This is a genomic window from Larkinella sp. C7, from assembly GCF_006149005.1.
In the GTDB taxonomy this organism is placed as follows: Bacteria; Bacteroidota; Bacteroidia; order Cytophagales; family Spirosomataceae; genus Larkinella.
In genome coordinates this window covers 622,161-649,058 of sequence record NZ_VBSL01000002.1, presented here as the reverse complement: position 1 = coordinate 649,058, position 26,898 = coordinate 622,161, and the positions used below count along the sequence as shown (strand labels likewise).

The 26,898-nt window shown below is 52.2% G+C and carries 22 protein-coding genes; 11 read left to right on the top strand and 11 right to left on the bottom strand.

Translation table 11 applies throughout. From position 1 onward, the window contains the following. The first annotated feature begins 15 nt into the window (after positions 1-15). The gene (locus FH871_RS07810) at positions 16-3,801 is read left to right on the top strand and encodes a PVC-type heme-binding CxxCH protein (RefSeq protein ID WP_138990866.1); all 3,786 of its coding nucleotides are present in this window, start codon (positions 16-18) and stop codon (positions 3,799-3,801) included. Between the two features lie 84 nt (positions 3,802-3,885). Here FH871_RS07810 and FH871_RS07805 read toward each other — a convergent pair whose 3' ends face one another. From FH871_RS07805 to FH871_RS07795, 3 genes are all read right to left on the bottom strand, one after another. Next, entirely contained in the window at positions 3,886-5,172 is a 1,287-nt protein-coding gene (locus FH871_RS07805; RefSeq protein ID WP_138990865.1) for a cell wall metabolism sensor histidine kinase WalK, read from the bottom strand. A 433-nt stretch (positions 5,173-5,605) separates the two neighbouring features. After that, on the bottom strand, positions 5,606-6,055 hold the full coding sequence (locus FH871_RS07800; RefSeq protein ID WP_138990864.1) for a hypothetical protein: 450 nt from the start codon (positions 6,053-6,055) through the stop codon (positions 5,606-5,608). 76 nt (positions 6,056-6,131) lie between these two features. Next, positions 6,132-6,677, bottom strand: coding sequence for an RNA methyltransferase (locus FH871_RS07795; protein ID WP_138990863.1), 546 nt, complete (start codon positions 6,675-6,677; stop codon positions 6,132-6,134). Between the two features lie 228 nt (positions 6,678-6,905). On the opposite strand from FH871_RS07795, the gene mutS reads away from it, so the two are divergent. From mutS to FH871_RS07780, 4 genes are read left to right on the top strand one after another with little or no spacing between them, the layout of a single operon-like run. After that, on the top strand, positions 6,906-9,593 hold the full coding sequence (gene mutS, locus FH871_RS07790; protein ID WP_138990862.1) for a DNA mismatch repair protein MutS: 2,688 nt from the start codon (positions 6,906-6,908) through the stop codon (positions 9,591-9,593). A gap of 19 nt (positions 9,594-9,612) precedes the next feature. After that, the gene (locus FH871_RS07785; protein WP_138990861.1) at positions 9,613-9,921 is read left to right on the top strand and encodes a nucleotidyltransferase family protein; all 309 of its coding nucleotides are present in this window, start codon (positions 9,613-9,615) and stop codon (positions 9,919-9,921) included. Continuing rightward, positions 9,914-10,069, top strand: coding sequence for a hypothetical protein (locus FH871_RS33085; protein ID WP_171062794.1), 156 nt, complete (start codon positions 9,914-9,916; stop codon positions 10,067-10,069). Before FH871_RS07785 ends, FH871_RS33085 begins: the two co-directional genes overlap by 8 nt. Further along, positions 10,066-10,242 carry a HepT-like ribonuclease domain-containing protein gene (locus FH871_RS07780; RefSeq protein ID WP_138990860.1) on the top strand — a complete coding sequence of 59 codons (177 nt, stop codon included), beginning with the start codon at positions 10,066-10,068 and terminating at the stop codon, positions 10,240-10,242. The genes FH871_RS33085 and FH871_RS07780 overlap by 4 nt, the downstream gene beginning before the upstream one ends. Before the next feature lie 23 nt (positions 10,243-10,265). Here FH871_RS07780 and FH871_RS07775 read toward each other — a convergent pair whose 3' ends face one another. Beyond that, a complete protein-coding gene (locus FH871_RS07775) occupies positions 10,266-11,390 on the bottom strand; it encodes a hypothetical protein (protein ID WP_229317116.1) in 1,125 nt (374 codons plus the stop codon). A 198-nt stretch (positions 11,391-11,588) separates the two neighbouring features. Between FH871_RS07775 and FH871_RS07770 the strand changes: the two genes are divergently transcribed. From FH871_RS07770 to FH871_RS07760, 3 genes are all read left to right on the top strand, one after another. After that, positions 11,589-12,839 carry an MFS transporter gene (locus FH871_RS07770; RefSeq protein WP_138990859.1) on the top strand — a complete coding sequence of 417 codons (1,251 nt, stop codon included), beginning with the start codon at positions 11,589-11,591 and terminating at the stop codon, positions 12,837-12,839. Between the two features lie 84 nt (positions 12,840-12,923). Further along, positions 12,924-13,115, top strand: coding sequence for a hypothetical protein (locus FH871_RS07765; RefSeq protein WP_138990858.1), 192 nt, complete (start codon positions 12,924-12,926; stop codon positions 13,113-13,115). A gap of 116 nt (positions 13,116-13,231) precedes the next feature. After that, complete coding sequence (locus FH871_RS07760) at positions 13,232-13,780, top strand: hypothetical protein (protein ID WP_138990857.1); 549 nt, start codon at positions 13,232-13,234, stop codon at positions 13,778-13,780. 10 nt (positions 13,781-13,790) lie between these two features. Here FH871_RS07760 and FH871_RS34115 read toward each other — a convergent pair whose 3' ends face one another. The 7 genes from FH871_RS34115 to FH871_RS07725 all read right to left on the bottom strand — a co-directional run bounded on the left by FH871_RS34115 (position 13,791) and on the right by FH871_RS07725 (position 21,918). Beyond that, the gene (locus FH871_RS34115; RefSeq protein ID WP_171062793.1) at positions 13,791-14,579 is read right to left on the bottom strand and encodes a DUF1801 domain-containing protein; all 789 of its coding nucleotides are present in this window, start codon (positions 14,577-14,579) and stop codon (positions 13,791-13,793) included. Positions 14,580-14,633: 54 nt separating this feature from the next. Further along, complete coding sequence (locus FH871_RS07750) at positions 14,634-16,463, bottom strand: cytochrome-c peroxidase (protein ID WP_138990856.1); 1,830 nt, start codon at positions 16,461-16,463, stop codon at positions 14,634-14,636. Positions 16,464-16,537: 74 nt separating this feature from the next. Beyond that, positions 16,538-17,983: a hypothetical protein gene (locus tag FH871_RS07745; protein WP_212768203.1), complete on the bottom strand. Its 1,446-nt coding sequence runs from the start codon at positions 17,981-17,983 to the stop codon at positions 16,538-16,540. 128 nt (positions 17,984-18,111) lie between these two features. After that, positions 18,112-18,606 carry a hypothetical protein gene (locus FH871_RS07740; protein WP_138990854.1) on the bottom strand — a complete coding sequence of 165 codons (495 nt, stop codon included), beginning with the start codon at positions 18,604-18,606 and terminating at the stop codon, positions 18,112-18,114. Positions 18,607-18,738: 132 nt separating this feature from the next. Then, a complete protein-coding gene (locus tag FH871_RS07735; protein ID WP_138990853.1) occupies positions 18,739-18,957 on the bottom strand; it encodes a hypothetical protein in 219 nt (72 codons plus the stop codon). A gap of 142 nt (positions 18,958-19,099) precedes the next feature. Continuing rightward, positions 19,100-20,707 (bottom strand): calcineurin-like phosphoesterase family protein, encoded by a 1,608-nt coding sequence (locus FH871_RS07730; RefSeq protein WP_138990852.1) that lies wholly within the window; start codon positions 20,705-20,707, stop codon positions 19,100-19,102. A 44-nt stretch (positions 20,708-20,751) separates the two neighbouring features. Then, on the bottom strand, positions 20,752-21,918 hold the full coding sequence (locus FH871_RS07725) for a glycosyltransferase family protein (RefSeq protein ID WP_138990851.1): 1,167 nt from the start codon (positions 21,916-21,918) through the stop codon (positions 20,752-20,754). 192 nt (positions 21,919-22,110) lie between these two features. Between FH871_RS07725 and FH871_RS07720 the strand changes: the two genes are divergently transcribed. The 3 genes from FH871_RS07720 to FH871_RS07710 all read left to right on the top strand — a co-directional run bounded on the left by FH871_RS07720 (position 22,111) and on the right by FH871_RS07710 (position 26,884). Beyond that, the gene (locus tag FH871_RS07720; RefSeq protein WP_138990850.1) at positions 22,111-23,469 is read left to right on the top strand and encodes a GH1 family beta-glucosidase; all 1,359 of its coding nucleotides are present in this window, start codon (positions 22,111-22,113) and stop codon (positions 23,467-23,469) included. A gap of 369 nt (positions 23,470-23,838) precedes the next feature. Further along, complete coding sequence (locus FH871_RS07715) at positions 23,839-24,936, top strand: acyl-CoA desaturase (RefSeq protein ID WP_138990849.1); 1,098 nt, start codon at positions 23,839-23,841, stop codon at positions 24,934-24,936. Positions 24,937-25,282: 346 nt separating this feature from the next. Then, positions 25,283-26,884 carry a cryptochrome/deoxyribodipyrimidine photo-lyase family protein gene (locus FH871_RS07710; protein ID WP_138990848.1) on the top strand — a complete coding sequence of 534 codons (1,602 nt, stop codon included), beginning with the start codon at positions 25,283-25,285 and terminating at the stop codon, positions 26,882-26,884. The last annotated feature ends 14 nt before the right edge of the window (positions 26,885-26,898 follow it).

Sequence of the window (26,898 nt, the reverse complement as noted above, 5' to 3'; positions counted from 1 at the left end):
TTAAAACAACCCACTATGAAAAACTTTAATGTATTCCTGACCCTGGGTCTGGTGATTCTGCTAACCGATTGCGCCCGTCGGCAACCGGCCAGCAGTCCACGCGACATGGGCGGACGCCCCGGCGTTTCGGCCACGAATCCTGACCAGCCCCGCCGGACGGAAATTCTGTTTCTGGGCGACAACGGCCACCACCGCCCGTCGGAACGCGTGCCGGAACTGATGGCTGCGCTGGGGGATAAGGGCATCAACCTGACCTACACCGATCGGCTGGAAGACATCAATGCCGAGAACCTGGCGAAATACGACGGTTTGCTGATTTATGCCAACTGGGATAGCATTCCGCAGCCCCAGGAAAAGGCGCTGATCGATTTCGTGGCGGGTGGCAAAGGCCTGATTCCCATTCACTGCGCTTCATACTGTTTCCGGAATTCGCCGGAATACGTCAAAATGGTGGGGGGGCAATTCTGGCGTCACCGGATGGATACCATCCAAACCTTAACCGTTCAGCCCGGCCACCCGGCCATCATGGGTCTGAAACCGTTCAAAGCCTACGACGAGACGTATCTGCACGAAAAACTCCAGGCCGACAACAACGTGCTGGCGGTGCGCGACATCAAGGCGGATCAGGAAAAAGACAAACCGGGTCAGAAGACCGAACCGTATACCTGGACGCGCAATTACGGCAAAGGCCGGGTTTTCTACACGGCCTACGGCCACGATCAACGGACGTGGAATGTCCCCGGTTTTCAGGATTTGATCGAACAGGGCATTCTCTGGGCGGTGGGCGACAAGGTGAAGAAGTTGCACGACGATCTGAAACCGCAGCCGTTCCAGTATGTTGAGGCTAATCTGCCCAACTACGAAAAACGCTCGGGACCGCAAATGCGCCAGTTGCCGCTTTCGCCCGAAGAATCGATGAAACACATTCAGGTGCCGGTCGATTTTACGCTGGAACAGTTTGCCCACGAACCCGACGTGATGCACCCGATTGCGATGGCGTGGGATGAGCGCGGACGGCTTTTTGTGCTGATTACCAAGGATTATCCGAACGAGCGGAAAGACACGGGAGGAACCGACTACATCCTCATCTGCGAAGACACCAACAAAGACGGCAAGGCGGATAAGTTTACCAAGTTCGCCGACGGCCTGAGTATTCCGACCGGTTTGGCGTTCGTCAACGGCGGTATTATGGTGTCACAGGCACCGCACATGCTGTTTTTGAAAGACACCAATGGCGACGACAAGGCCGACGAGAAAAAGATCCTGTTTACCGGTTTCGGAACGGGGGATACCCACGCCGGCCCGTCCAACCTGCACGTCGGTTTTGACAACTGGGTCTGGGGCTGCATTGGTTATTCGGGTTTTGTGGGTAAAGTGGGCGCCGACAGTCTCAAATTTTCACAAGGGTTTTTCCGCTTCAAACCCGATGGCTCGAAACTGGAATTCGTGACGAGCACCTCCAACAACACCTGGGGAATGGCGTTCAACGAAACCGGCGACGTATTTGGCTCAACGGCCAACAACTCCCACGGCTGGTATATGGCGATTCCGCACCGGTATTTCCCCGGTGGTCTGGGCAGCGGCAGTCGGGGTACCGATACGCACAAGGACATGAAACCGATTACGGAAAAAGTGCGGCAGGTCGATGTGTTTGGGGGCTTTACGGCGGCTGCCGGACATAATTTCTACACGGCCCGGGCCTTTCCGAAAAGTTACTGGAATAAAGTGGCCTTTGTGTCGGAGCCAACCGGCCACATTCTGCACCAGAATATTATGGTGAAAAAAGGGACCGACTTTGACGACAGCGAAGGGCTGGGTTTCAACCTGCTGGCTGGCGCCGATGAGTGGGTCGCCCCGGTTTTTGCCGAGGTGGGTCCCGACGGCGCGGTTTGGGTCGTCGATTGGTACAGCTACATTATTCAGCACAACCCCACGCCGAAAGGGGCCCAGAATGGCCCGGGGAATGCGTATCAGACGGATTTACGCGATTTTACCCACGGTCGGATTTACCGGGTTGCCTACAAAAAAGCTCCGGCCTACACGCCATTGTCGCTGAGCAAAGATCGTCCGGCGGAACTGGTAGCGGCTTTGAAAAACAACAATATGTTCTGGCGTCAGACAGCACAGCGGTTGCTGGTAGAGCGTGGGCAGAAAGATGTGGTTCCGCAACTACTGGATCTGGTGAAAGACCAGACGCTGGACGAAATCGGAATCAATCCGTCGGCCATCCACGCCCTGTGGACGTTGCAGGGGTTGGGGGCGCTGGACGGTTCGGATGCCAACGCGTTGCAAACCGCCACGGCGGCTTTGAAACACGCCTGTGCCGGGGTTCGTAAAACCGCCGTTCAGGTACTGCCCCGGAACGAGGCATCGGCCGGTGCGTTGCTGCAAGCCAATGCGCTGAATGACAAAGAACCCTTGGTGGTTTTGAATACATTGCTGGCTTTGTCGGAAATGCCGTTGACACCTGCGGTAGAAACCGCTGTGCTGACGCGCCTGAACGATGCCAAAGAAGTAAACGATCGCTGGTTGCCGGATGCTTTCGCCTGTGCGTTGACGAGCCACGACGGGAAGCTAATGCAGACTTTTCTGAAACAAATGGTGCAGAACAGCAAGTCGGGTTCTAAAGCCCCGGAGTCGATGAGCGGCCACCACGACCACGCGGCCATGACGGCTCAAGCCACCGCGCAGCCTGCTCCGACAATGGCTTCTTCGAGTGATAAACCGGATCTGGTGATCACAAAAGTACGAACCGAACCGGCTTCTCCGTATGTTCGTGAATCGACCCGCATTTTTGTCGAAGTGACCAACCGGGGCGGTGTCGCCATTCCGGAAGGAACACCAATTCCGCTGGCAATTCGGATTGAAGGACAGGGTCGGAAAACAGAGTACGTCAGCCAGAAACACACGGCAGGAATTAAACCGGGCGAAACCGTGGTCATTCAGGAAGGAAACAACGGTCCCTGGAATACCAACTTTACGGTTTCGTTTGAGACGGCCGGAGACTATTCGGTGGTGGCAACCGTGGATGGAAACAACGTTCTGGCCGAAGGAAATGAAAACAACAATGGATTTACGCACAAACTGACCTATCGTCCACCGCAGAGCATGAGCGCGTTTGTGTTGGAACGGGCGATTCGGAACTACACCTCGGCAGCTCCGGCAGATGCGGTTGTTGGGTTGCTCCGGGTGTCACAACAACTGGATGTTGCGGGCAGTACCGCCATTGTAAAAGGCATTTCCGATGGCTGGGGATTCCGGCGGAAGGCGACTCTGAACGAGGCTGATAAGTCGTTTGTTGCCAGCCTGGTCACTACGATTCCGAGTGAGAACCGGGAGCGGATGAATCGGGTGTTGCAGGCCTGGGGTGTATCGGCCGAACCTGCGGCCGATCCGAATGTCGAAACCGTTCGCATCAAGCCGATCAAGGAAGCGTTGCAGTTTGACAAAAAGGAATTTACGGTAACGGCAGGCAAACAGGTCGAAATCATTTTCGAGAACACCGACGCCATGCAACACAACATTGTGGTCGGCAAACCAAAGTCGCTGGAGATCATTGGCGCGGCTGCCGATAAGCTGATTACGGCGAAAGATGGTGCAGAACGGAATTATGTACCGTCTATTCCGCAGGTGGTGGCATCGTCGCCCCTGGTCAATCCCGAGCAGACCTATCGGTTGAAATTCACTGCTCCGGCCCAACCCGGCGATTATCCGTTCGTTTGTACCTTCCCCGGCCACTGGCGGATTATGAACGGAATTATGCGGGTAAAAACCGCCACGGCTGAAAAAGCGGCTAAATAAAAGGGAGTTAAGAATTAAGAATTAAGAGTTAAGAGTTAAAAATTAAAAGTTGGCTGACGCATGATTGTAAGCGTCAGCCAACTTTTAATTTTTAACTCTTAACTCTTTTTGGCTTCGGATGGGTTGGACGGTTGGTTGGGGAATCCGGATGCTGAATGTGCTTCCCTGACCGGGGGCGCTGCTGACGCTTAATTTCCAGCGGTGGGCTTTCACGATCTTTTGTACGTAGCTTAATCCGAGTCCGAATCCTTTGACACTGTGGGTGTTGGCACCCGGTGCGCGGTAATATGCGTTGAAAATGTGGGGCTGGTGTTCGGGCGCAATACCAATGCCATTGTCCTGAACGAAAAGAACAAACTGGCCATTCTCATTGCGGGTGATCAACTGGATGAACGGATTGACGGGTGTGTATTTAACCGCGTTATCGACTAAATTTCCCAGCACATTGGTCAGGTGCAAACGGTCGGCCTGAACGATCGGGTAGTGTGCGTCCAGTTCCAGATGCAGGTAATCGCCGTGCCGTTCCGCCAGGTGGAACAGCAACTCGTGCATGTCGATGGGGACCTGGTTCAGTTTGAAGGCTCCCTTGTTGTCGGAACGGGCCACCGTCAGAACCGTCTCGACCTGCTGCTGGAGCCGCAGGGTTTCTTCCTGCACCATCCGGACATATTTCAGCATCCGCTCGGGCTGTTCAATGATCTTGGGAGACGACAGCACATCGGCGGCAATTTTGATCGACGAAATGGGCGTCTGAAGCTCGTGCGTCATGTTGTTGATGAATTCCCGCTGGTCATCCGTCTGGTTTTTCTGCGTGAGCATCCGGTAAAACAGGTACATGAAGAAGCAGGTGAGCAGCAGTACGATCAGAGACGCCAGAATCCAGTTGTCCAGTTGCTGGGTCAGGTATTGAACCTGGTTGGGGAAACGGACGACAAAATAATAGGGTGATGACGCCGAAGGCTTATCTTTGCCGGTGGCTACAGACGGTTGATCCAGTTGCCGGGACGAGTTTTCGTAGATAATTTGTCCGGCATTGTTGTCATAAACACCATATTCGAACGTGGTCAGGATTTGGTGAATTTCCAGTTCAGCACCCAAATAGAAGTCCAGTTTCTTCGGATCGATTGGTGCATCCAGATTAACCAGATAATACGACGGAGATAAAGTAACGACCTGAACCCCAACGGGTACACCGATTTCGGGGCGGGCTACACGCCGGGCCACTTCGCTCAAAGCTTTGGTAACGGTTTGCAGGAACTGCCGTTCGCGCAATTCATACGCCTTCCTGACCCAATAGACCTGCGTCGACACAATGCCAACAATCGACAGGATGGAGAGAGCAATCAGAATACGGGTAGTCAGTCGTGACATGTGTTATGTCATGTTAGGTGGACTTGATAGACTATACTCCGTTTAGACGAACGAATCTTTTGAAAGTCAGCTATTCAAGGTTTTTTTTACGAAAAACTTACACGTGTTAAGAGTCTGGTCTGGCGTTTGAGCAGGTGATGCTCTGTTAATGGAGGTTAACGTAGTAGGATAGAGAGTAACAAGAATAGGTATTTATCAGACGTTAGATATGGGGTACTTATGTTGCTAATTAATTGAACAATAAGCAATAATTCAAATTTGTAGCAATAAAAAGTTGTAATTAACGTATGTTTAAAAGTTGGTGTGCAGCGATATTTATGCCCTATTTTCTGTAAGTGCCAGATTCCAAGGGAATTAGAGAAAAATAAAAAAAGCGTAGAGCAACCGCCCTACGCAAAAATAGTTTACCAGATAGCGGGGCAACTCCCTCTATTCAGGATTCGGATGGGTTGGTTTCGGGTGCCGGTTTGGGGGCAGGCGCTTTCCGGGTTGCAGGTGTCGTGCGGGTTGCCGTCGGTTTGGTGGCCGGTGTCGGCTTGGGCTTGGCGGGTGCTTTGGGAGTGACTGCAGCTTTGGGTGCCGGCGTTTCTTTTTCGGGTGCTGACGCCTTTTCGTGACCGTTATCAGCCACCTTTACGGTGGTTTTTTTGAGCTTTTTAGCGACTTTTTTGCCTTTCTGATCGGCTTTTTTCTTCGCCTTCGCCAGTTGCTTTCTCTTCTTTTCTTCTTCTTTCTTAAAGAGCTTGCTGACCCGGTCGGCTAGTTTTTCGGCGGCTTTTTCGATGGCTTTCTTTACTTTTTTCGACTGTTCGCCCACTTCAGTCAATTTGGTTTCAATCGAACTTGCAATTTCAGTTGCCAGCGATTTTTTTTTGGTCTTCATATGGGAATGTTGTTAAGGTATACTGCGGTAAATAAAAAATCTACAAACAACTACGAAAGAAACAGGAAAAACAAAATCAGTGTGTTAAGTTTTTGTTAAGTTTTGTCAGAAAATCCCAGCAAACGATGCCCGCACTGACGGCGATGTTGAGCGAGTGTTTGGTGCCATATTGGGGGATTTCCAGCACCAGGTCGGCTTTCTCAATAATACTCGAATTGACACCGGCAACCTCATTACCAAACACAAATGCAAACTTTTTGTTAGCCAGCGGCTCGAAATCCTGCAAGCCGACGCTGCCCTCGGCCTGCTCGATGGCTGCGATAATCCAGCCTTCCTGTTTCAACCTGTCAATTAACCCAACTACATCCTGAACATGCTCCCAATCGACCGATTCGGTGGCGCCGAGGGCCGTCTTGGTAATGTCGCGGTGGGGTGGTGTACCGGTGATGCCGCAAAGGTAGATTTTCTCCGCCCGAAAGGCGTCGGCCGTTCGGAACACCGAACCGACGTTGTTCAGACTCCGGACATTGTCTAAAATCAAAACGTACGGGTATTTGTCAGCGGTTTTAAAGTCTTCGACGGTTAGGCGATTGAGTTCGTCGAGACTGACTTTTCTGGGCATCTGAGTGAGTTTTAAATCGAGCGTGTTACCAGGCAGTTGACGACCAAAAGGCTGGTGATAGGGGATGAAGAAATCGGGTGTTCATGGCGTGGATGGATGAGGGACCGAAATTTATGTTCTTTTCCGGAAAGGACAAACAAATGAGTCTTTATCGATAACAAGCCGGGTGAGAAGACCGCCCTCTCCCTAAAATTTCGTATTTTTGTTTAAATTAAGCATCCAGAATTTGTGAAAAGTACCAGCACGAAGCTTGTCAAGAAACCGACAGAAACCCCCCTTAACCGGCAATACAACCAGATTAAAGTCAAATACCCCGGTGCCATTCTGCTTTTTCGCGTGGGGGATTTTTACGAAACCTTCGGCGAAGACGCCATCAAAGCCAGCCGGATTCTGGGCATTACGCTGACCAAACGGAACAACGGTGGAGCCAACGAAGACCTGGCCGGTTTTCCGCACCATTCGCTCGATACCTACCTGCCCAAACTGGTTCGGGCGGGCGAGCGCGTGGCCATCTGCGACCAGCTCGAAGACCCGGCGATGGCGAAAGGAATCGTCAAACGCGGGGTGACGGAACTGGTTACGCCCGGCGTTTCCTTCAATGACAACGTGCTGGATACGCGCCGGAACAACTACCTGGCTGCGGTTCATTTTGCTAAAGGCTCGGGCGCCGAGGCCCAGTTTGGCGTGGCGTTTCTGGACATCTCAACTGGCGAATTTCTAACCTCGCAGGGCAATGCGGCCTATGCCGATAAACTCCTGCAAAGTTTTAATCCGTCCGAAATCCTGTTCTGTAAGAAATACCGCAAGGATTTTGTCGAACAGTTTGGCGATAAATTCAATACGTATACGCTGGACGATTGGGCGTTTACCTACGACTTCGCCTACCCCTTGCTGACCCAACACTTCCAGACGTCTTCCCTGAAAGGCTTCGGCGTCGAAGGGCTGACCGACGGCATTGTGGCCGCTGGCGTCATTTTGCATTACCTGAACGAAACCGAGCACAAAGACATCGACCACATTGCCCGGCTGACGCGGCTGGAAGAGGATAAATACGTCTGGCTCGACCGGTTTACGATTCGGAATCTGGAGCTGGTGGCGTCGCAGCAGGATGGTGGAATTCCGCTGATTCAGATTCTGGATCAGACCGTTACGCCGATGGGTGCGCGGCTGCTGCGGAAGTGGCTGTTGTTGCCCTTGAAAGACAAACCGCTGATTGAAGAGCGTCTCAATACCGTCGAACTCCTCAAAACCGGTCACGGCGATGCCGCTCAGGGCGCCGATGGGCCGAGCCTGCGGGAGTCGCTGGAACTGCACCTGAAGCAGATCGGCGATCTGGAGCGACTGATTTCCAAAGTGGCCGTTCGGCGGATTTCGCCCCGCGAAATGGTGCAGTTGAAACGATCCTTGTCGCACATTCTGCCCATCAAAGAATTGCTGATCACGGCGCTGGCGCAACAGCCGATGACATCATCGATCAAGAAATACGCCGATCAACTCAACGCCTGTACGTTTCTGGTCGACAAAATTGAGGCCGAATTGCGGGATGAAGCGCCGGTGGTGAGCAATCAGGGCGGCATGATCAAAAGTGGCGTCAACGCTGATCTGGACGGTTTGCACGCCATTGCCTTTTCCGGGAAAGATTACCTCGTGCAGTTGCAAAACCGGGAAGTGCAGCGAACCGGCATTTCGTCGCTGAAAGTGGCCTATAACAAGGTGTTTGGCTATTACCTGGAAGTGTCGAACGCCCACAAATCCCGGGTTCCGGCAGAGTGGATCCGGAAGCAGACGCTGGTGAATGCCGAACGCTACATTACCCCGGAACTGAAAGAATACGAAGACAAAATCCTGAACGCCGAAGACCAGATTTTCAGCATCGAACAGCGGATGTTCAATGATCTGGTGCTGGCGGCCGGCGAATATGTCAACCACATTCAACAGAACGCCCGGGTGATTTCGGTGCTGGATGTGCTGGCGTCGTTTGCCCGCATTGCCGAGAAAAACCGCTATACCAAACCGACGATTTCCAATTCGAAGGTTTTGCAGATCAAAGACGGACGACATCCGGTGATCGAGCAGCAACTACCGCCCGGCGAACCGTATGTGCCGAATGACTTGTATCTGGACGACGAAACCCAGCAGATCATCATCATCACCGGTCCCAACATGGCCGGGAAATCGGCGCTCCTGCGCCAAACCGCATTGATTGTGCTGATGGCGCAGACGGGCAGTTTCGTGCCGGCATCGGAAGCAGAGATCGGCATTGTCGACAAGATTTTTACGCGCGTCGGGGCTTCCGACAACCTGTCGCGGGGCGAATCGACCTTTATGGTCGAGATGACCGAAACCGCCAGCATTCTGAACAACCTCAGCGAACGGAGTCTGGTGATCATGGACGAAATCGGGCGGGGAACCAGCACCTACGACGGTGTTTCCATTGCCTGGTCGATTGCCGAATACCTGCACAACCACCCGACTTACCGCGCGAAAACGCTGTTTGCCACCCACTACCACGAACTGAACGAACTGGCGACGGATTTACCCCGCATCAAAAACTTCAACGTGGCCGTCAAGGAAATGGGCAATAAAGTCATTTTCCTGCGGAAGCTGAAGGAAGGTGGGAGCGAGCACAGCTTCGGGATTCACGTGGCGCAGATGGCCGGGATGCCGACGGGCATTGTCAGCCGGGCCGGTGAGATTCTGCAACAGTTGGAAAGCCAGCGGGAAGGGTCGGGCGATACCAAACGGGAAGCATTGCGGGATTTGCCCCGGGCGAGTGACATCACGCTCAAGATTTTCGAAGCCGGTGACCCCAAAGCCGAAGCCATCAAGGAAAAACTGCGTAAACTGGACATCAATACGCTGACGCCGATCGAGGCCCTGCTGAAACTGAACGAGTTGTTGAAGATGATTGAATAATCCGTATTTTGCCGCCACTATGCTACATCCATCGATACAGGTAAAGCTGCCTCAACTCATTACTTTATGGAAAGATCATAAGGTGAAAAGAGCGTATGCATTTGGGTCCGTTTGTACAGATCGTTTCAATAGCCAGAGTGATATTGATTTGTTAATTGATTTTGGGATTTCAGAACCGTTCGATGGGTATGCCGAAAATTTTTGGAATCTGGAAGAAAAGTTGCAGCGTTTGCTAAACCGTTCGGTTGATTTGGTTCCGCAGCATACCCTCCGAAATCCTTATTTTATTTCTTCAGTCAATCGAACCCGTGTTCCACTTTATGAATGAAGAAGTAGAAAAATATTTGCAGGATATTCTGGACTCGCTAGTCTTGATTGAGCAGTTTACAACCGGTGTTACTTCATTTTATCAATATCGGGATAATTTGATGATGAAAGCCGCAGTGGAACGAAAACAATTATCGGCGAAGCAATGAATAAAGCTTCCAGGCTGGCACCAGATCTGGAACTTTCGTCCAAACAAAAGATAATTAGTCTTCGAAATCGAATTATTCATGCCTGCGGTGCGGTTGACGATATTTTGATTTGGGAAGTCGTTCAAAAACATCTTCCGGTATTGAAACAAGATGTTGCCAACTTGTTGAATTAAAATACACTTCAGTTCGGACTACCTTAGTTTACATGCCGCGACGCCATCTGGTGTTTCGCCAGCATCTTTTTCAGTTCCTCCGACCAGCCAATGTATTTTTCGCCGTCTTTGGTGTCGTATCCGTTCTTGATCAGGCCGTCGGCTTCTTCCATCGCCTGGTCGGGGCGGTCGAGGAAGTAGTTCAAAATCATGAGGTTATAGAAAGCAGAATACCGCATTTTCTGGTTGCGTTTGTCCGAACCGGGGTATTTGGTTTTCAACTCCTGAAAATAGTCCAGCACCGGTTGAAGGTCGCGGGCGAGCTGGTCGATCGGCTGGGTGGCAGTCATTCGTTTCGATAATTCCTTGACGGCTTTGATGGCCTCCTGCTGAATCGGGTACTCGGGATGGCTTTTGGAATCCAGAATCCAGAGAAATTCCCGCGTTTGGGTTGGCACATACCCATACCAGCGATTGGCATCCTCATTCACCCGAGCGAGGGCATCCGTTACGTATTTCGTAATCAGATCGGTCCGAATCGTTTGCTGGTTTTGCTCGATATACCGGCGCGCATCCGCCAGGTTTTTGTATTCGACAGTAGTAAATGACAATTCAGACGGAAAATAACCGCTGGTCGTGACGCTTTTTTCCGGCCCGGTTTGCGAGGCCGTTTGCAAAAACCGGTTATTTTGTAACTCCTTTGCTTTCTCTTTCTCCTTCCGGCTCAGCGATTTTTCATCCGTGCGGGCGCCGAGCACCTTGTAGTTACCGCTGAAACTATACCGAACGATCATGCTGTAGTACGTGATCCGGTCGGTAACCTTCCCGTCTTTGTCTTTCTTCTCCTCGGTACGGGTTTTCGTTTCGCTTTTCTCAAACCGCACATTCCCGAATTCCACCGTGATGCCAACCGCCGGATTGTTTTCGACCCGTTGAAACCCTGACAAATTGATTTTTTCGTAGATCGCCGATTCCGGATAGGCCGAAGCGACCGAAGGCGAACTCACGACCCGCACGCCAAACGTGCGGTTATCGGCGGGGGTGTGTTCTTTCGGGAGAATCAGATAGCCGGCGTCGAAATAGAAACGGTCGAGGTCAACCTTTTGGGCCTGAACCTGTGGAATGGCTGTGACAAAAAGCAGGGCTAAGAGCGAGTAAAGCGGTTTCATGTTCCAAAGGTAAGGGTTGCAAAAACTGAAAATTGCGAAGTATTTATCAAACGTAAAAGATTAGGGCTGAATTGATAAAAAATGGAATCGGATTGAAACTTATGCAACCAACATTTGACGCTAAATGCATTTCAATTAACTTCAAACCCGCAAGCGTAGCCCAATTTGAACGCATTCATCAAATCCTAACGTAACCCAATGAATCTCAAAACCCGCATTCAACTCTCTGTAATGATGTTCCTCCTGTTTTCGGTATGGGGAGCCTGGTACGGACAGATGAGCAAGTATCTTTTTACCCAACTACACGCTACCGGCGATCAGGTCGGAAACGCGTATCTGGCTTTTTCGCTGGCGATGCTGGTGGCGCCCTTTTTTGTCGGCCTGATTGCCGACCGGTATTTTGCTGCCCAGAAAGTGTTGGGCGTTTTAAATCTGGCCGGTGCGGCCATTCTGTTTTTTCTGATTCAGGAGAAAGACGCCGATGCGTTTTTCTGGCAGATTCTGGCCTATTGCATCACGTTTGCCCCGGCCATGTCGCTGACCACCTCCATTGCCATGCAGCACATGAAAAATCCGGAGAAAGAATTTCCGGGCATTCGGGTGTTGGGAACGGTGGCCTGGATTGTGATCACGAATATTGTCGGTTTTATGGGAATAGGCGATCAGGTGGCTATTTTCCAGATTGCCATGTACATCGCCCTCTTTTTCGGCCTGTTTTCGTTTACCTTGCCCGATACCCCACCAAAAGCGAATGCCAACGCTTCAGTTGCCCAGATTTTAGGCGTCGATGCCTTTAAATTATTGAAAGATCGATCGTTTGCCATTTTCTTTATCTCATCCATATTGATCTGCATTCCACTGTCTTTTTATTACGCGATGGCAAATCCAGCGTTGACAGATGCTTACAAGGCTGCTTACCCGGATGCTGATCCCAATAGTTTTAAGATTGAGAACATTATGTCATTGGGACAGGCTTCCGAATTTTTCTTCATGCTTTTGATTCCATTGGCATTCAGTCGGCTGGGCGTTAAATACATGTTGGTGGTCGGGCTGATAGCCTGGATTGTCCGGTTTCTATTGTTTGGCTACGGCGACGCGGGTTCGGGTAACTGGATGTTCTACATTGCCTTCATACTGCACGGTGTCTGTTATGATTTCTTCTTTGTAACGGGGCAAATTTATACCGATAACAAAGCCGGGGAACGCATCAAATCATCGGCGCAGGGCCTGATCACGCTGGCGACTTACGGGATTGGCATGGGAATCGGTTCTAAATTGGCCGGGATTGTAAGGGATATTTACACCGTGAATGACAAAGTAGACTGGACCTCCTTCTGGCTGGTTCCGGCGGGCATTGCTGCGGTGGTGCTGGTGTTGTTCGTGCTGATGTTCAACGACCGGAAGAAAACCGTACCAGCTGAGGATGAGCTGGTAACGGGACCGTTGTAAGCGTCCCGTGTTAAAATTTTCGAAAGGATGCCGCTCCAGCGGTGTCCTTTTTGTGTTTTAGTGGAAATTAACGTTGTTTGAGGTATGGAAAAAAAGCGAATTGTCTTTTACGATGATCTGAACGATCCCTATAAAAAACAACTGGCTGATGGGTTGAAAGATACCCCGGAGGAACGCTATGTAAAGTTTTTCCACATGCAGGCCCGATTGTGGGCATTGAAGGGATTTCCTAATTGGAAAAGGAAAATAACGATGAAGCCGCACCCATGGATTTAAAAAAGCAATTCTATCTCATTTCCATATTTCTCCTGATTAGCCCATTTTCGCAGGCTCAATTAGAGGTTAATGAATGTTTGGACAAGCATTATGCAAAAAAAGAAGCAATCGAATGGATGTTGAAAAGCTATCGGGAAGTCTACAATTTTCAGAAGACGGAAACGATTGCCAGTGTTGGCGCAGGTTCGGGTGTTCGGGAAATCATATATTCGATGATGACTGATAGTCTAACCATTCATCTTCAGGACATTGACCCGGTTTGCCTTCAACCCGAACGGCTTTCGTTAACCATCCGGCAGTTGTACCAGATCAGGGGACAAGCCTGTTCGGCGTTTTTTATTCCGGTTCGGGGGAGTGAGCAGGCAACCGGGTTGCCTAGCCGATTTTTCGACAAAATCATCATCGAAAACAGCCTCCATGAGTTTACCCATTCCAATGAAATGCTGACCAGCATTCGGGGTAATTTGAAAAAAGACGGTTATCTGTTTATTGGGGAGGTGATCGCCCGTCGAAAAGGCCAGAAGCACCAGGGATGCCGTCGACCGTTGTTCACGGAAGAAGCCTTGCTGCAATTATTGGATTCGAATGGGTTTCGATTCGTCGAAAAAACGGTTTTGGACCCGAACCATCCCTACGACCGGGTTTATCGGTTTGCGTTGAAGTAGAACCCTTTGTTCATTTTTCCACCAGACTCAGCCATTCTTTGATCACAGCCTGCAATGGGGTTGCTTTTGCGTCAATATCTTCCTGGGTGGTAAAAATAGCAATTCGTCTGCCGTCTTCATACGTTCCTTCGAGTAATCCGGAGGTGTCTGCGATTTTGGCCCCGCTGGGAAAAACCAGCATGATTTTCCCTTTGTGAAGGTTAAAAACCGCCAGTTCCCGTTTGTATTCCTTCGGATCGAACGGTTTCATGTCGCCCGTGTAATAAAAACTCGGGTTATTCCACTTGATCCGTTCGCCAATGTCGGGGTCGGTGCTCAAAATGAGCTGCCGGATGGACTCGACAAGCGGACCCAGTTTCGGATCGAGTTTTTGAATATGCTCCGTAACCTGTTCCGTATCGGAAAGCTTCGGCGTTCGGGCAACTGGTCTCTTTTTCGGTTTTGCTTCGGCGAGCTGCCGGTTTTCGAACACTCTGAACTTGACAATATCGGCAATCAGATCCAGCGGCAGGGGTTGATCAATCGGAAACTGAACCGAACCTTTCGCGCTTTTATACACCGACAGGCGTTCCTGAAAGGCTTCAATGCCGGATGGAGTCGGATAAAAGCCGATGTGGTTTTTGTAGCCCGCAAAATGAACCAGATTCCCTTCCAACACGAACGTCGGCATGCCATAGTTGATGGTCTCTTCGGCCTCGGGTGCGGCTTTCCGGATGGTTTCCCGAACCTGCTCAAGGAGTTCCCGCGTTTCGGCAGGAAAGTCGGCGATGTAGTGATCGATCGTGGTAGGCTTGTTCATGAGCAGTGTTCAATCCACCAAATTTAGGCTAATTTGTGAAAGATACAACGCGCTCTAAAGCCCCTTCTGTTTCAGGGGAGTGGGTAAGTCCGTCAGCGTTTTCAGGAAAGCCAGCAACGCCTTTTTTTCGGGTTTACTCAGGTCAAGCCGGTCGGTAGGCAGGGTTTGGTTTTCGAGGTCGATGCCGAGTCCATAGCCACCTCCTCCGTCATAAAAATCAATCACTTCGTCCAGGTTTTGGAACGCCCCATTGTGCATATACGGCATCGTGGCCGTACTGTTACGAACGGTGGGGGTTTTGAAGGCGTATCGTAGCGAAGGCAGTTTGGTCAGGGCATAACGGCCTAAATCGGGATCAATCTGCCGGGATTTGGGGTAAATCGGCACACCGATCACTTCGGATTCAGTTTTTGTAAAACCGGGCGGGATCGTTCCGTTGAAAAGCGGCATGAAATGGCAGATACCGCATTTGGCTTTGCTCATAAACAGATTGAATCCGTTAATTTCTTCCTGGCTCATCGCGGCCTTTTCGCCCCGCATGTAGCGATCAAAGCGGGCATTCAGCCGTACCAGCGAGCGTTCATACGCCGACAGGGCGTTCTGGATCTGCACCGGGCTGATTCGCCCATCGGATTGGGGAAAAGCCTGCCGAAACCGCTTCACGTAATCGGAACTGACCTGCAATTTCCGGGCGGCAGAATCGAGCGAACCGTGCATTTCGTTTACATTGTGAACCACGTCGAGCGACTGGTTTTCAAGGGTTTGGGAACGCATGTCATAAAACTGGCTGTTTTGCAAAGCCGCATTGATAATCGTCGGCGTATTCCGCAGCACCAGCCCCGAACCGGCCAGCGTGGTGTTTTTTGGTAAACCGTCGGTAAAAGCCTTGTCGGGCTGGTGACAACTGGCGCAGGAGCGGGTGTGGGTAGCCGACAAAATCGGGTCAGAAAACAGTTTTTCGCCCAGCAGCACCTTGGCTTGGTTGGTGCGCATGTCGGCATGAGGTGCCCAGAAATCGGCGTTGAACGCTCCCGGTTCAAATAAAGTGGCGGCATTGGCCCGTAAGGCCCGAACTTCCGTAAACGGTTGAACACCAATCTTTTTCTGATAAGCGAGCAGCTCCCGGGAAATCGGATTGGCAAACGTCAGGATGAAATGCGCCCGATCGAAGGCATCAAAATCAGGATGCGTGACCAGGTAAGTGGCTGCTGCCAGAAGGCGGTTTTTCAGTACATCGGAGGAGTCGGTAGCGGGATAAAACGCCAGATACGACCGCAAACTGGTCAGCGAAGCGGCCGCTTCGGGCATGGCGGTTCGGCAGAGGGGCGTGTCGAAACCGGCAATGCCCAGCGTCATGATCCGAAAAATTTGTAACCGAAGCGCATCGAAAACGTGGGCGTCGGTAAGTTCGGTGGCGGTCCAGACCGTTCGGATGCGGGCCAGCTGATTCCGCAGATTCCGAATTTGCCGAACCAGCTCCGGCTTTTCGGCGATGGTATCTTCCGCAAACAGTAATTCTTCAATCACCTGAAAACCGGCCGGTTCGAAGGCTTTGGTTTCTTCCACCTCCACTTCATCCAGGGGTGTTCCGTTGATCAACCGGCTGGTTCCGGGCAGGTAATATTCCGTAAAATGCTCCAGCTTTTTAAACCGCTGACGGCAATTGATGAAGGCCAGCCGGAGGCTATCGACCGGAGCCGACGCTTCCGCCAGCGGCAGGAGCCGACCTGCGATAAGCCGTTCCAGGGTATCCAGATCCTGGGTAAAGTGCTGACGAACCTGGTCTGTAGGCAACCGGACGGGCCGTGACGATTTTTCAATCCAGCCGAATAGAAGAAGACTGACCACGACCGCTCCGGCAAATAAACCGACTGTTTTTTTCATACCCGGAAAAGGAGAAATTGAAAAAACAGCAACCCGCCTGTCGGATGGCAGGCGGGTTGCTGATGAATGAATCCTTATTTCTGTAAACCTTGCAGAATCACGACCTGACCGCCTTCTTTGTTGGTACTCAGACCGCTACCGTCCGGATTGGCGTAGCTGTTGCTTTGCCAGGTGTGCGGATGCAGGTTGAGCAGGAAGGTGTTGGGAACGCCGGTTAACTTCGAAACGTCATACATCGCGCCGTATTCCCAGGAGCTAAGCTGCTGGTTGTTCGCGGAGTTGTATTTGCTGTTGAACGTCGGGTCCGACCGGCGGTGATTCATTTCCAGAACGGCTTTCAGTTCCTTCGTGGCCATCGAGTATTGCCACACCCGCCCATCGTGCTTGTTGTCGGCGTAATACGAATCACCATCTTCCTGAATGTACACGTAGTTTTCTGTAACGCACAGGTTATCCGGGTTCACGATGTTGTTGCCCGGATCGACGCTGCCGTCGGCAATGACATGAAGGGTGCCTTTCAGCGGATCATTTTCGTTCAGGTTTACTTTGTAGACCCGACCCCACATGGTTTTGCCCGTTACCGGCGTTTTCTTATCGGCCTGGCTGACCCCCGTTGCCGTGAAATAAAACTCGCGACCCCGCTCGCCACCGCCCCCTTTGCGGTAGTCGACGTCTTCAACCCGGGCAAATTGAACGGCTTTTTTCTCCACCGACTGGGCCGCGATCTGCGCCCCAGTCGAGGCCGCCACGTTATCAACTTCCACAAATTCAATGTCATAAACGGTACCCGGCACCATGTCCGTTTCAACCGGATTCTGATCTAACCGACGCAGAAAATAGAGCTTGCCGTTTTGCAAATCGCCCACGGAATTGGAAACATAGGCCAGCACCTGGCCATTTGAATCGTCTTCGCCAATGATGATAACGGTTTTTCCCGGAAAGGCATCCTTGGGCAGCGGTACGGCATTTTCCATACTGGCTTTTCCCAACGCGGGCAACACCCGGTTTTTATTCTTTTTGTCGGGCGAGCCCAGCGGGTCAATGGCGTGGACCATCGACTCGGCCCCGCTCTCCCCGGCGGTCAGAAATACCGGGCCAAAACCGTGTTCTTCCGGCGTGGTCAACGTGGCCGAACACAAGCGCCACTGGCCTCCTTCATAATCGACGATGTATTCGCCTTTGACGGGTTTGAAGGTTTTGTCGAGATACACCCGCGAAACCGACTGGTGGATTTCGTGATTGTTGATCAGGATGAAACCTTCGCCATTGGGGTTTTTCAACAAACCGGCTCCGTCGGGCTGGGCACCGAAAACAAAATCGGGCGATTCGTCCAGTTTGTCATCGCTGCTGATGAGCGGGAACACCGACAGGCTTTCAAAACCGGGAAGTGTTTTGACAAGCGAAGGGTTAACGGACCGGCTTTTCAGTTGAACCGCCGACGTGTCGGGGGTTTGATGGTCTTGCAGGGTACAGCTTGTTACAACCAAACCAGTTGCGAACAGAAGGGGAGAAATTCTCATGGATAAGAAGCTATTGTGACGTAAAATTGATCCTGCAAAGAAGCCAATCGCATTTTACCCCAGTTTTAAGGAAAGATGATGACTGGAAGAAATGAAGATCTGTCGAATTAACACAAAGGCAACCGCTTCTAGGGGTGATAATCTCCCGCAACCCGGTATTGAAGATGCCGGACTTGCGACTGAAATTCGGCGAGGTGTTGAGAAAGCAAACGAACCGGTGCTTTTCGGTGCAGTAGCTGACGGAATTTCTGACACTGATCCAGCAGCAGAGGCTGGATAACCGACGAAGGGGGGACTAATGCGGTTTCACGGGACGACGACAGGAGGGCAACTTCCTGGGCCTGTTGCCGGAGTTGTTCGGTCAGCGCCAGCAGCACGGGTTCCGATTCCCCGCTCATTACCGCCAGCCTGAGCCCGTTTACCGAAGAGTCGAGCGAGGTAATAGCTTGCAGGTGAAGTTGTTTGAACTCCCGGTCGATTCGGTTGGTTTGCATGGGTTCATTCGCCGGAGTGGCCAATCGGGAGAAACGCCAGGCTCCCCATCCGGCCAGACTCATGAGCAGGATCAGCCAAAATGCCTGGTTGAGTCGTCGGAGCAGCAGTTCACGCAGGGATTGAGTCACGCAATGGGGTTCGGAATGGTTGTGTAAAGATGCAACCCGAAAATGACCCCAGCGTAAAGGAAATGTGAACGGTGTGCGAAGTTTTTAACCAAAAAAACAGTCCGGAAGAGGGTGCTTCCGGACTGTTTTTAGTTATTGAATGGCGGCAGCGGTTTTTGCTTTTTTCGTTTTCTGGGCCTTGAGCTTCTTCTTTTCTTCTTTTTTCGTCACTTTGATCAGTTTGGCGGCCAGCTTCTTCGCCGATTGCTGAATCATCTTTTTGACCTTCTTCGATTGTTCACCAATTTCGGCCAGTTTTGATTCGACAGAAGTTGAAATATCGGTAGCCAGTGCCTTCTTTTGGGCCTTCATACAGTGTGTTGGTTTGATGGTATTCCTGGGAATAAAAAAATCTACAAACAAATACAAAAAAATAGCCGGAAACAAAAGCCCAATGTTAAGTTTGTGTTAAGGTTTCGGGCGGTTTTTGTTTGAAAACCCGGCGGTTTTAGCGCTATTTTTCGGAAACCACCGGGGCTGCAACCACCTTGAAAACCGTATTGCCGGTAAAGGTTCGACCATACGCATCTTTGGCACGAACTTCAACCGTGTGATCGCCAGCGGGCAGGTCACCGCCCAGTCTGGCCTTCCACAAATGCGTCGACAGAATGGGGGCAGAAGGTTTTGTTCCGCCCAATGGCTGTTCGGCAGAATCATACCGATACCGAACGCCGAGCAATCCGGGGTCAGCTTCCTCAACCCGGGTCATCGGTTTCCAGGCTCCCTGTCCGATGCGGTATTCCAGCGAATCGCGCTTGCTGCCCTGGAAGAAGTTGGCATACAGGTCGTTACGGCCCACCTGACCCTTGGCAATCGCTTTCGGTGCATACAAACCAATCTTGTAGGTTTCGGGCTGGTTGGCAATCCGGTAGTCGAACGAATACTGATTGCCGTTGAAGGTCAGGAATAGATAACCTTTGGGGGTTCCGTCGCGCATGGTTGAAACCGGTACGCCCAGCGCGTTGTTTTCGCCGGAATACCAGTCGCCCGACGTCGTGCCGACATTGTATTCGTGGTGTGGATTGGCCCGGTCCAACCCGGCTTCTTTGCCGTAAAAAAAGTGCTGCTGAATGTGTGTGTGGGCCGAGAGCGACAGCGTGTGCGGAAAGTCTTTGAGTGTATTGAACAACCGCTGGCGGTCGGCTATCCGAAACGATTCCCCCGCGCCTTCGCTGAACAGCGGGATGTGATGGCACAAAACCACCAGATGATCCTTCGGTACGTGTTTCAGGTCGTTTTCGACGAACGACAGTTGGTCGGGGCGCAAACCACCCTGATAGCCATTCTGATCGCGTGGATCGGGGTAGAGAATGTCATCCAGAACAATGAAATGGACTTTTCCCTGCGTGAATGCGTAGGTGTTGGGGCCGTACATGGCTTCGAAACTTTCGTCCGACAAACTATCCGCTTTCACATCGTAGTTCATATCATGATTCCCCATTACCTGAAACCAGGGCAGATCGAGTTTGCGAATGACATTATTGTAGGCACCGAACAAGGCCGGATTGTCGCCCACCAGGTCGCCCAGGCTGATTCCGAACCGGAAATTGCCGGTTTTGCCCTGAAGTTCAGAAACCACTCCCCGGTCGAAATACGCAATCTGCTCCGTGGTGTAAGCCTGTGGATCGCCGAAAACCAGAATCTGGTATTGATCCGGTTCGTCCTGTTTGGTGAGCGCAAAATCGACCGATTTGGGCAAGGGACCCGTGGGGGCAACGCCCGGAAATTTCAGTTGGGGAGAGCCGTTGGGTTTGTGCCGGTAAAAGAACTGGGGCAAATTCTGCGCGTTGACGGGCAGTTTGTAACCTGTCGGCTTGACCACAAAAAGAATATGATCCAGCCCGACCGGCAGTTGATACCGGCCGTTGGCATCCGTCAGCACCACTTCGCGGCCGTTGGAAACCGGCACCTGCGCCAGCCCCACTTCGTTGCGGTCTTTTTTGCCGTTCTGGTTGCGGTCTTCAAAAACAAAACCCTGGGCGGTATGTTGGGCGTGAGCCAGCACCGAAAGCGTGAGCAAGGTGCCGGACAGCAACCCGCGTAATGGAGAGGAGGGAAGCATGTTTGAAAATGAAAATAGTATACCGATTTAGTGATTCAATGTAATCATTTTGTGGTAAAAATGCTGCCATTCCCAGCCGCAGACAGGGTCTTCGACCGCTGTCTGGGCTTTCGGTTGGAGCTTTCCGGGTTGACCGCCCGGTTTAAGGCTGCCAGAAATAGGAAATAGCCCCGCCCGTGCCAGGCCCGGAACTGTTGGCTGGCGTCGGCATCGTAGTGGGGCATAAAATCAAGCAAACGGCTCAAGTCGAAGGTGTTGGAAGCAACGCCAACCCCGGCCCGCTGACCATCCAGCGCGTTGCAGGCCTGCTCGAAATGGTTGGGTTGGGGAATCATCAGGACGGGTTTTCCCAGGTAAAAAGCTTCGCAAACGGCTTCAAAACCAGCCGTAGTCACCACCGCCCGGCAATCCTGCATGGCTTCCAGAAACCGTTGGCTGTGAATGGCGTGGTAGGTGAGCGTCGCGTCGATCCGCTCTTCTGCCGCCTGGGTTCCCGCATGAAAACAACGCATGGGCAGATCCCGGTGTTGCTGATGGGCTTTCATCAATTGGGAAACCAGCCCCGGCTGTGTGGTATAAGCCAGCAGAAAATCGCCCTGGGTCGGGCTGCGTTCGGTGGCCTCCCGACGCAGCAGGGGAGGAACCACGCGCACCCGGCTGCCGGGCACGTCGGGCTGCTGATCAAAAGACAAGGCCAGCAGTTCCCGGGCACCCCAGGCCGTCAGCCGGGAGGTGAGTTTGAACAGCAGCCGGTCCAGAAGCTGACCTTTCGGAAATGGGAAATGGGGGTGAAATGCCAGATATTGGTGGGCCACGCAGAGCATTGGCACCGTCGGGCGGTAAAAACTGTAGGTCAGTCCGCCCAGCAATTCATAAAAATTAATGACCAGATCGGGTTTCAGGGTTTCGATCGCATCCCGAATCTGACGTATGCTGCGCCGGTAGGTTCGGGCGTTTAAAACCGCCTTCAGCGCCGTTCTGGATGGTTGCAGCGCATTGGTCCGGGTGTGGTAGACCAGTCCGGGACTGGGTAGGGGAGTGATCGGAGCCGGGAACTGCTCGCTGAAAAAAGCGGGTGTCGGGCGGTTTTGGGTAACACCCACCAGTGCACCAACTACCTCATGACCAGCGGTTTCGACCAACTGAGCAAACGAAAGAGCCTGCGTCAGGTGGCCGCGACCTTCGCCTTGTACCAGAAACAATAAGCGCATGAACGTAACTTTACGGTTTTCGGAAGCGAAGCTACATTGGCAGGGTTACATGAATTTTACGGTCCGGTTATCAATGCGTGCGCATCCGGTGGTTTTTTACGGTTTTCTTAACACTTTCTTAACAGATCGCACGGGTCGATGCCGCCCGAAACCCCTTACCTTTCCGCGTTCAACTTATTCTTTGTATAGCGTTTGCATCCTTCATCACCATCCTTTTCCCGTCAGGATTTCGGGGCCGACTTTGTCTGGGGAGCGGCCACAGCCGCCTATCAGATCGAAGGCGCCCACCAGACCGACGGACGCGGGCCTTCCATCTGGGACACCTTCACGCACGATAAACGCTGGGGGCGGTTGCGGGATCACGGCGACGTAGCCTGCGAGTTCTACCACCGCTACGAAACCGATCTGGCTTTGTTAAAAAGTCTGGGTTTCAAGGCTTTCCGGTTTTCACTGTCGTGGTCGCGGATCATGCCCGACGGAACCGGCCGCGTCAACGAACGGGGGTTGGATTTTTACAACCGTTTGATCGATACCTGTCTGGCGATGGGCATCGAACCCTGGGTCACGCTCTACCACTGGGATTTGCCCCACGCGCTCGAAGCCAAAGGCGGCTGGACCAACCGCGCGGTCATCCGCTGGTTTTCTGAATTTGTTGATTGCTGTACCAAAGCCTTCGGCCACAAGGTCAAAAACTGGATGGTGCTGAACGAGCCGCTGGTGTTTACGGCGGGCGGTTATTTTGCCGGTATTCACGCGCCGGGTCGGCGGGGGCTGTGGAATTTTCTGCCGGCGGTTCATCACGCCGTGATCTGTCAGGGCGAGGGCGGGCGAATCATCCGCCGGAACGTGCCCAACGCCCGGATTGGCACCACGCTTTTCTGCGCCCCGGTTGAGCCCCATACGCAGCAGGTGAGGGATGTTCGGGCAGCCGCCCGGATCGACGCGCTGGGCAACCGGCTGTTCATCGAACCCAGCCTGGGGCTGGGCTATCCGGTGCGGGAAGCGCCCTTGCTAAAACAGATTATGACCAAATATGCCAACCTCGGCGACCTGCAACGGGCGGCCTTCGATTTCGATTTTATCGGCCTGCAAAACTACTTCCGGCTGGTGGTGCGCCACGACTGGTTGACGCCGTATTTCTGGGCGCGGGAAGTGAAACCCCACCGGCGGCAGGTGACCGAGACGACCGACATGGCGTGGGAGGTGTATCCGGCAGGAATTTATCAGGTAATCCGGCAGTTTTCGGCCTACGAAAAAGTTAAAGAAGTTATCATCACCGAGAACGGGTCGGCTTTTCCAGATCGGTTGGAAAACGGCGTGGTCAACGATCCGCAGCGGGTGGCTTTTTACCAGGCCTATCTGCGGGAGGTGTTGCGCGCCAAACAGGAGGGCTTCAAGGTCGGCGGTTATTTTGCGTGGTCGCTGATGGACAATTTTGAATGGGCCGAAGGCTACCGCCCCCGCTTCGGACTGGTCTACGTCGATTATTCCACCCAGCAGCGAATTGTGAAACAATCAGGAAACTGGTTTCGGGATTTTTTGAACCCATAAACTTCAACGCCAGCCTTCTGTTGGTGGTTTTTGTTTTGGGCAACAAGTTGTTGTCTTAGTGATGCTTGTGACCCGATGCGCGAGCCGTTTGTGTAAATAAATTCGGATCGTAGTGGAAAATAGAAATTTGGGTAGTAATTTTCCACGTCGTAAAATTTACAATTTAACAGGTCAGGGATTACGCCCTTCAATAAATCTTCAATCATTAATCCAATTTGTTTGTTAGTATAGAAGCCCCTGGTTACTCCCGATCCATCCTGCCTGTGTAAGACCAGGCAAGTCGGCGCGGTCGTTCTTCCAAGAACCGGCCTTTGTCTGGCTCACAGAAAATTTAAGGAACCCGGTCGGCTTGTCAACTGATTTGAATTGATGCAAACACCCGTAAAATTTACCAATACCGGTCGGTCGCAGTTCTTTGCCACCGCTCGTCGCCGAGTTGATGCCTATTTTAAGGAAAACGGTATTTCGCCCAATGCCAACTTTGCCATGTGGTTTAAAACCATCTTTTTCTTAGGCGGTTATGGACTCCTGTATGGCCTGATCATTTCCAACCTGTTCAGCGCCTGGACCATGCTGGGGCTGGCCGTTTTGTTGGGCATTTTTGCCGCTTTTATTGGCTTCAATGTATCGCACGACGCGATGCACGGAGCGTTTTCGTCCCGAAACTGGCTCAATAAAATACTAAGCAGTAGTTTTTACTTCATTGGTGCCAATCCGTACGTCTGGAAGATTTCCCACAATATCGTTCATCATACCTACACCAATATTTTCGGACATGACGAAGATATCGACGTGGCACCGGGTCTGATTCGGCTGGAAGACGGCGAACGCTACCGGCCGTGGCAACGCTACCAGCATCTGTATGCCCTGCCGCTGTATTCGCTGACGTCGCTTTCCTGGGTTTTTCGGAAAGATTTTGTGAAGTTTTTCCAGAAAAAAATTGGTCAGCACGCCAATCCGCGCCATCCACGGCATGAATATATCACTTTGTTTGCTACCAAAGCGGCCTACTATTTCTGCTTTCTGGTGCTTCCTTACCTGGTTCTGGATCTGGCCTGGTGGCAGGTTGCGCTGGGTTTTGTTGTCATGCATCTGGTGGAGGGAGCCTTGATCGCCATTGTTTTTCAGATGGCGCACCTGGTCGAGGGAACGTCATTTCCGGTTCCGGTCAACGGCATGAGCATTCAGGAAGCCTGGGCGGTTCATCAATTGCGTACGACCGCTAATTTTGCGCCCCGCAGCAAGACGGCCGCTTTCTTCTGCGGTGGCTTAAACCGCCAGATCGAACACCATCTGTTTCCCAAAGTCTGCCACATTCATTACCCGGCCATCACGGAAATCGTGAAAAAAACCGCCGAAGAATTTGAATTGCCGTACCTGGAAAATCCCACGTTTTTCTCCGCGCTGCATTCCCACTACCGGATTCTGAAACGACAGGGTCGGCAGGAACTGGCCGAAGCGGCCTGACAACTTTTATAAGTGCTTGTTCTGGATTTTATTTTCCTTCAAAATAGGACAAAATGGAAGGGAATACAAAAGTCTAAATGATGAATGCCAAAAGTAGAAGTAGCTCTCAATCCAGCACTTTTACATTTGGCATTCATCATTTAGACTTTTGTATTCTTTGCAGTTCCAAACATCTTTAAAGGAAACTAATTGTTATAAAGCAGGTCTTCCAAATGCCTGATCGCCAGGCGGTTTTTAGAGTTCAAGTTGCCTATCCTTAAAAATTTCTCCGGTACGCAAACATTTGGGGTCAACACGATCTTGTATTGTCCACTGTTTTTCAGGCTTTTTAGCCCGACATTGGCTCATGACCGATCGCCCAGCTGTCAACATCCTCTGGTTCAAGCGTGATTTGCGCCTGCGTGATCACGCGCCTTTGCAGGCTGCCCTCAACGTGAGCAACCGGCCGCTGCTGCTGGTATACGTTTTCGAACCCGAAGTTATCGCCGATCCGAATTATGATCCGCGCCACTGGCGGTTTGTCAGCGAGTCACTGGCCGATCTGAACCAGCGGCTTTCGGAGTTGGAAAAAACCGGGCCGACGGTTTCTGAATTCAATCACGAGTGGCTTCCCTTTGTGTTCGACGATGAGTCCGAATCGGTTGAGTCACTGGAACCGGAAGGCCCACCCCACATCTGGATTTTTCACCGCAGTGTGCCTGATGTATTCGATGCCCTTCACCAGATTTTTACGATCGACACTATCTTCTCCTACGAAGAAACGGGGCTGAAAGTGACGTATGACCGCGATAAAGCCGTGGCCCAATTCTGCCGTCAGGCCGGTATTGTCTGGCGGGAATTTCCGTCCAATGGCGTGATTCGGGGGCTCAAAAACCGGGAAACCTGGGCGGACGACTGGCAGCAAACCATGCGGTCGCCCCAGCAACATCCCGACCTCAGCCGCTGGAAACCGGCCGATTTGCCCGACGAATGGTATCGAGCCCAGCGCGGTCCCGACCTTCCCCCGGCGTGGCAGGAACCCAACCCGCTGTTTCAGCCGGGTGGGGAACGGAACGCGTACCGGTATCTGAACAGTTTTCTGGCAAAGCGAATCTCGCTTTATGCCCGGTCGATCTCCAAACCGCTGGCCAGCCGTCGGGGATGCAGCCGACTGTCGCCCTACCTGGCCTGGGGTTGTCTGAGCATCCGGCAGGTTTTTCAGGCGCAGTTAACGGCCAAAAAGAGCATCGATGGCGTGTCGTTTCGCCGACAATTCGATGCTTTTGCTTCGCGGCTGCGCTGGCACTGCCATTTTATTCAAAAATTTGAATCCGAAGACCGGATGGAGTTTCAAAACATCAACCGGGCTTTCGACGGGTTGCAAAAAAATGAAAATCTGGCGCAGTACCGGGCCTGGCGCGACGGCCAAACGGGCTATCCGCTGGTGGATGCCTGCATGCGTTGCCTGAAAGCGACGGGCTATGTCAATTTCCGGATGCGGGCCATGTTGATGTCGTTTCTGAGTCATCATCTGTTCCAGCACTGGCAGGAGGGAGCCTGGCACCTGGCCCGGCTCTTCACCGATTTTGAACCGGGCATTCACTACGCGCAGGTGCAGATGCAAACGGGCATGACCGGGACGAATACCGTCCGGATCTACAATCCCGTCAAGCAGTCGCAGGAGCACGATCCGGAAGGTGTCTTTATCCGTCAATGGGTGCCGGAACTGGTCAATTGTCCGCTGGCCTACCTTCATGAACCGTGGCAGATGCCGCCCCTGGAACAGATCATGTGCCATTTTCAGGTTGGCATCGATTACCCGGCTCCGATTATCGATACCGAAGAGACGGGCCGCCGGGCGCGGTTGCTGCTGTATAAGCCGCGTGAAACTAAAACCGGTCAGGCAGAAATCGAGCGGATTCTAAGGCGGCACACGATTCCCGTTCCAGCGAATCCGCAGCCTTCGTGAGTAAAAAAACGCAG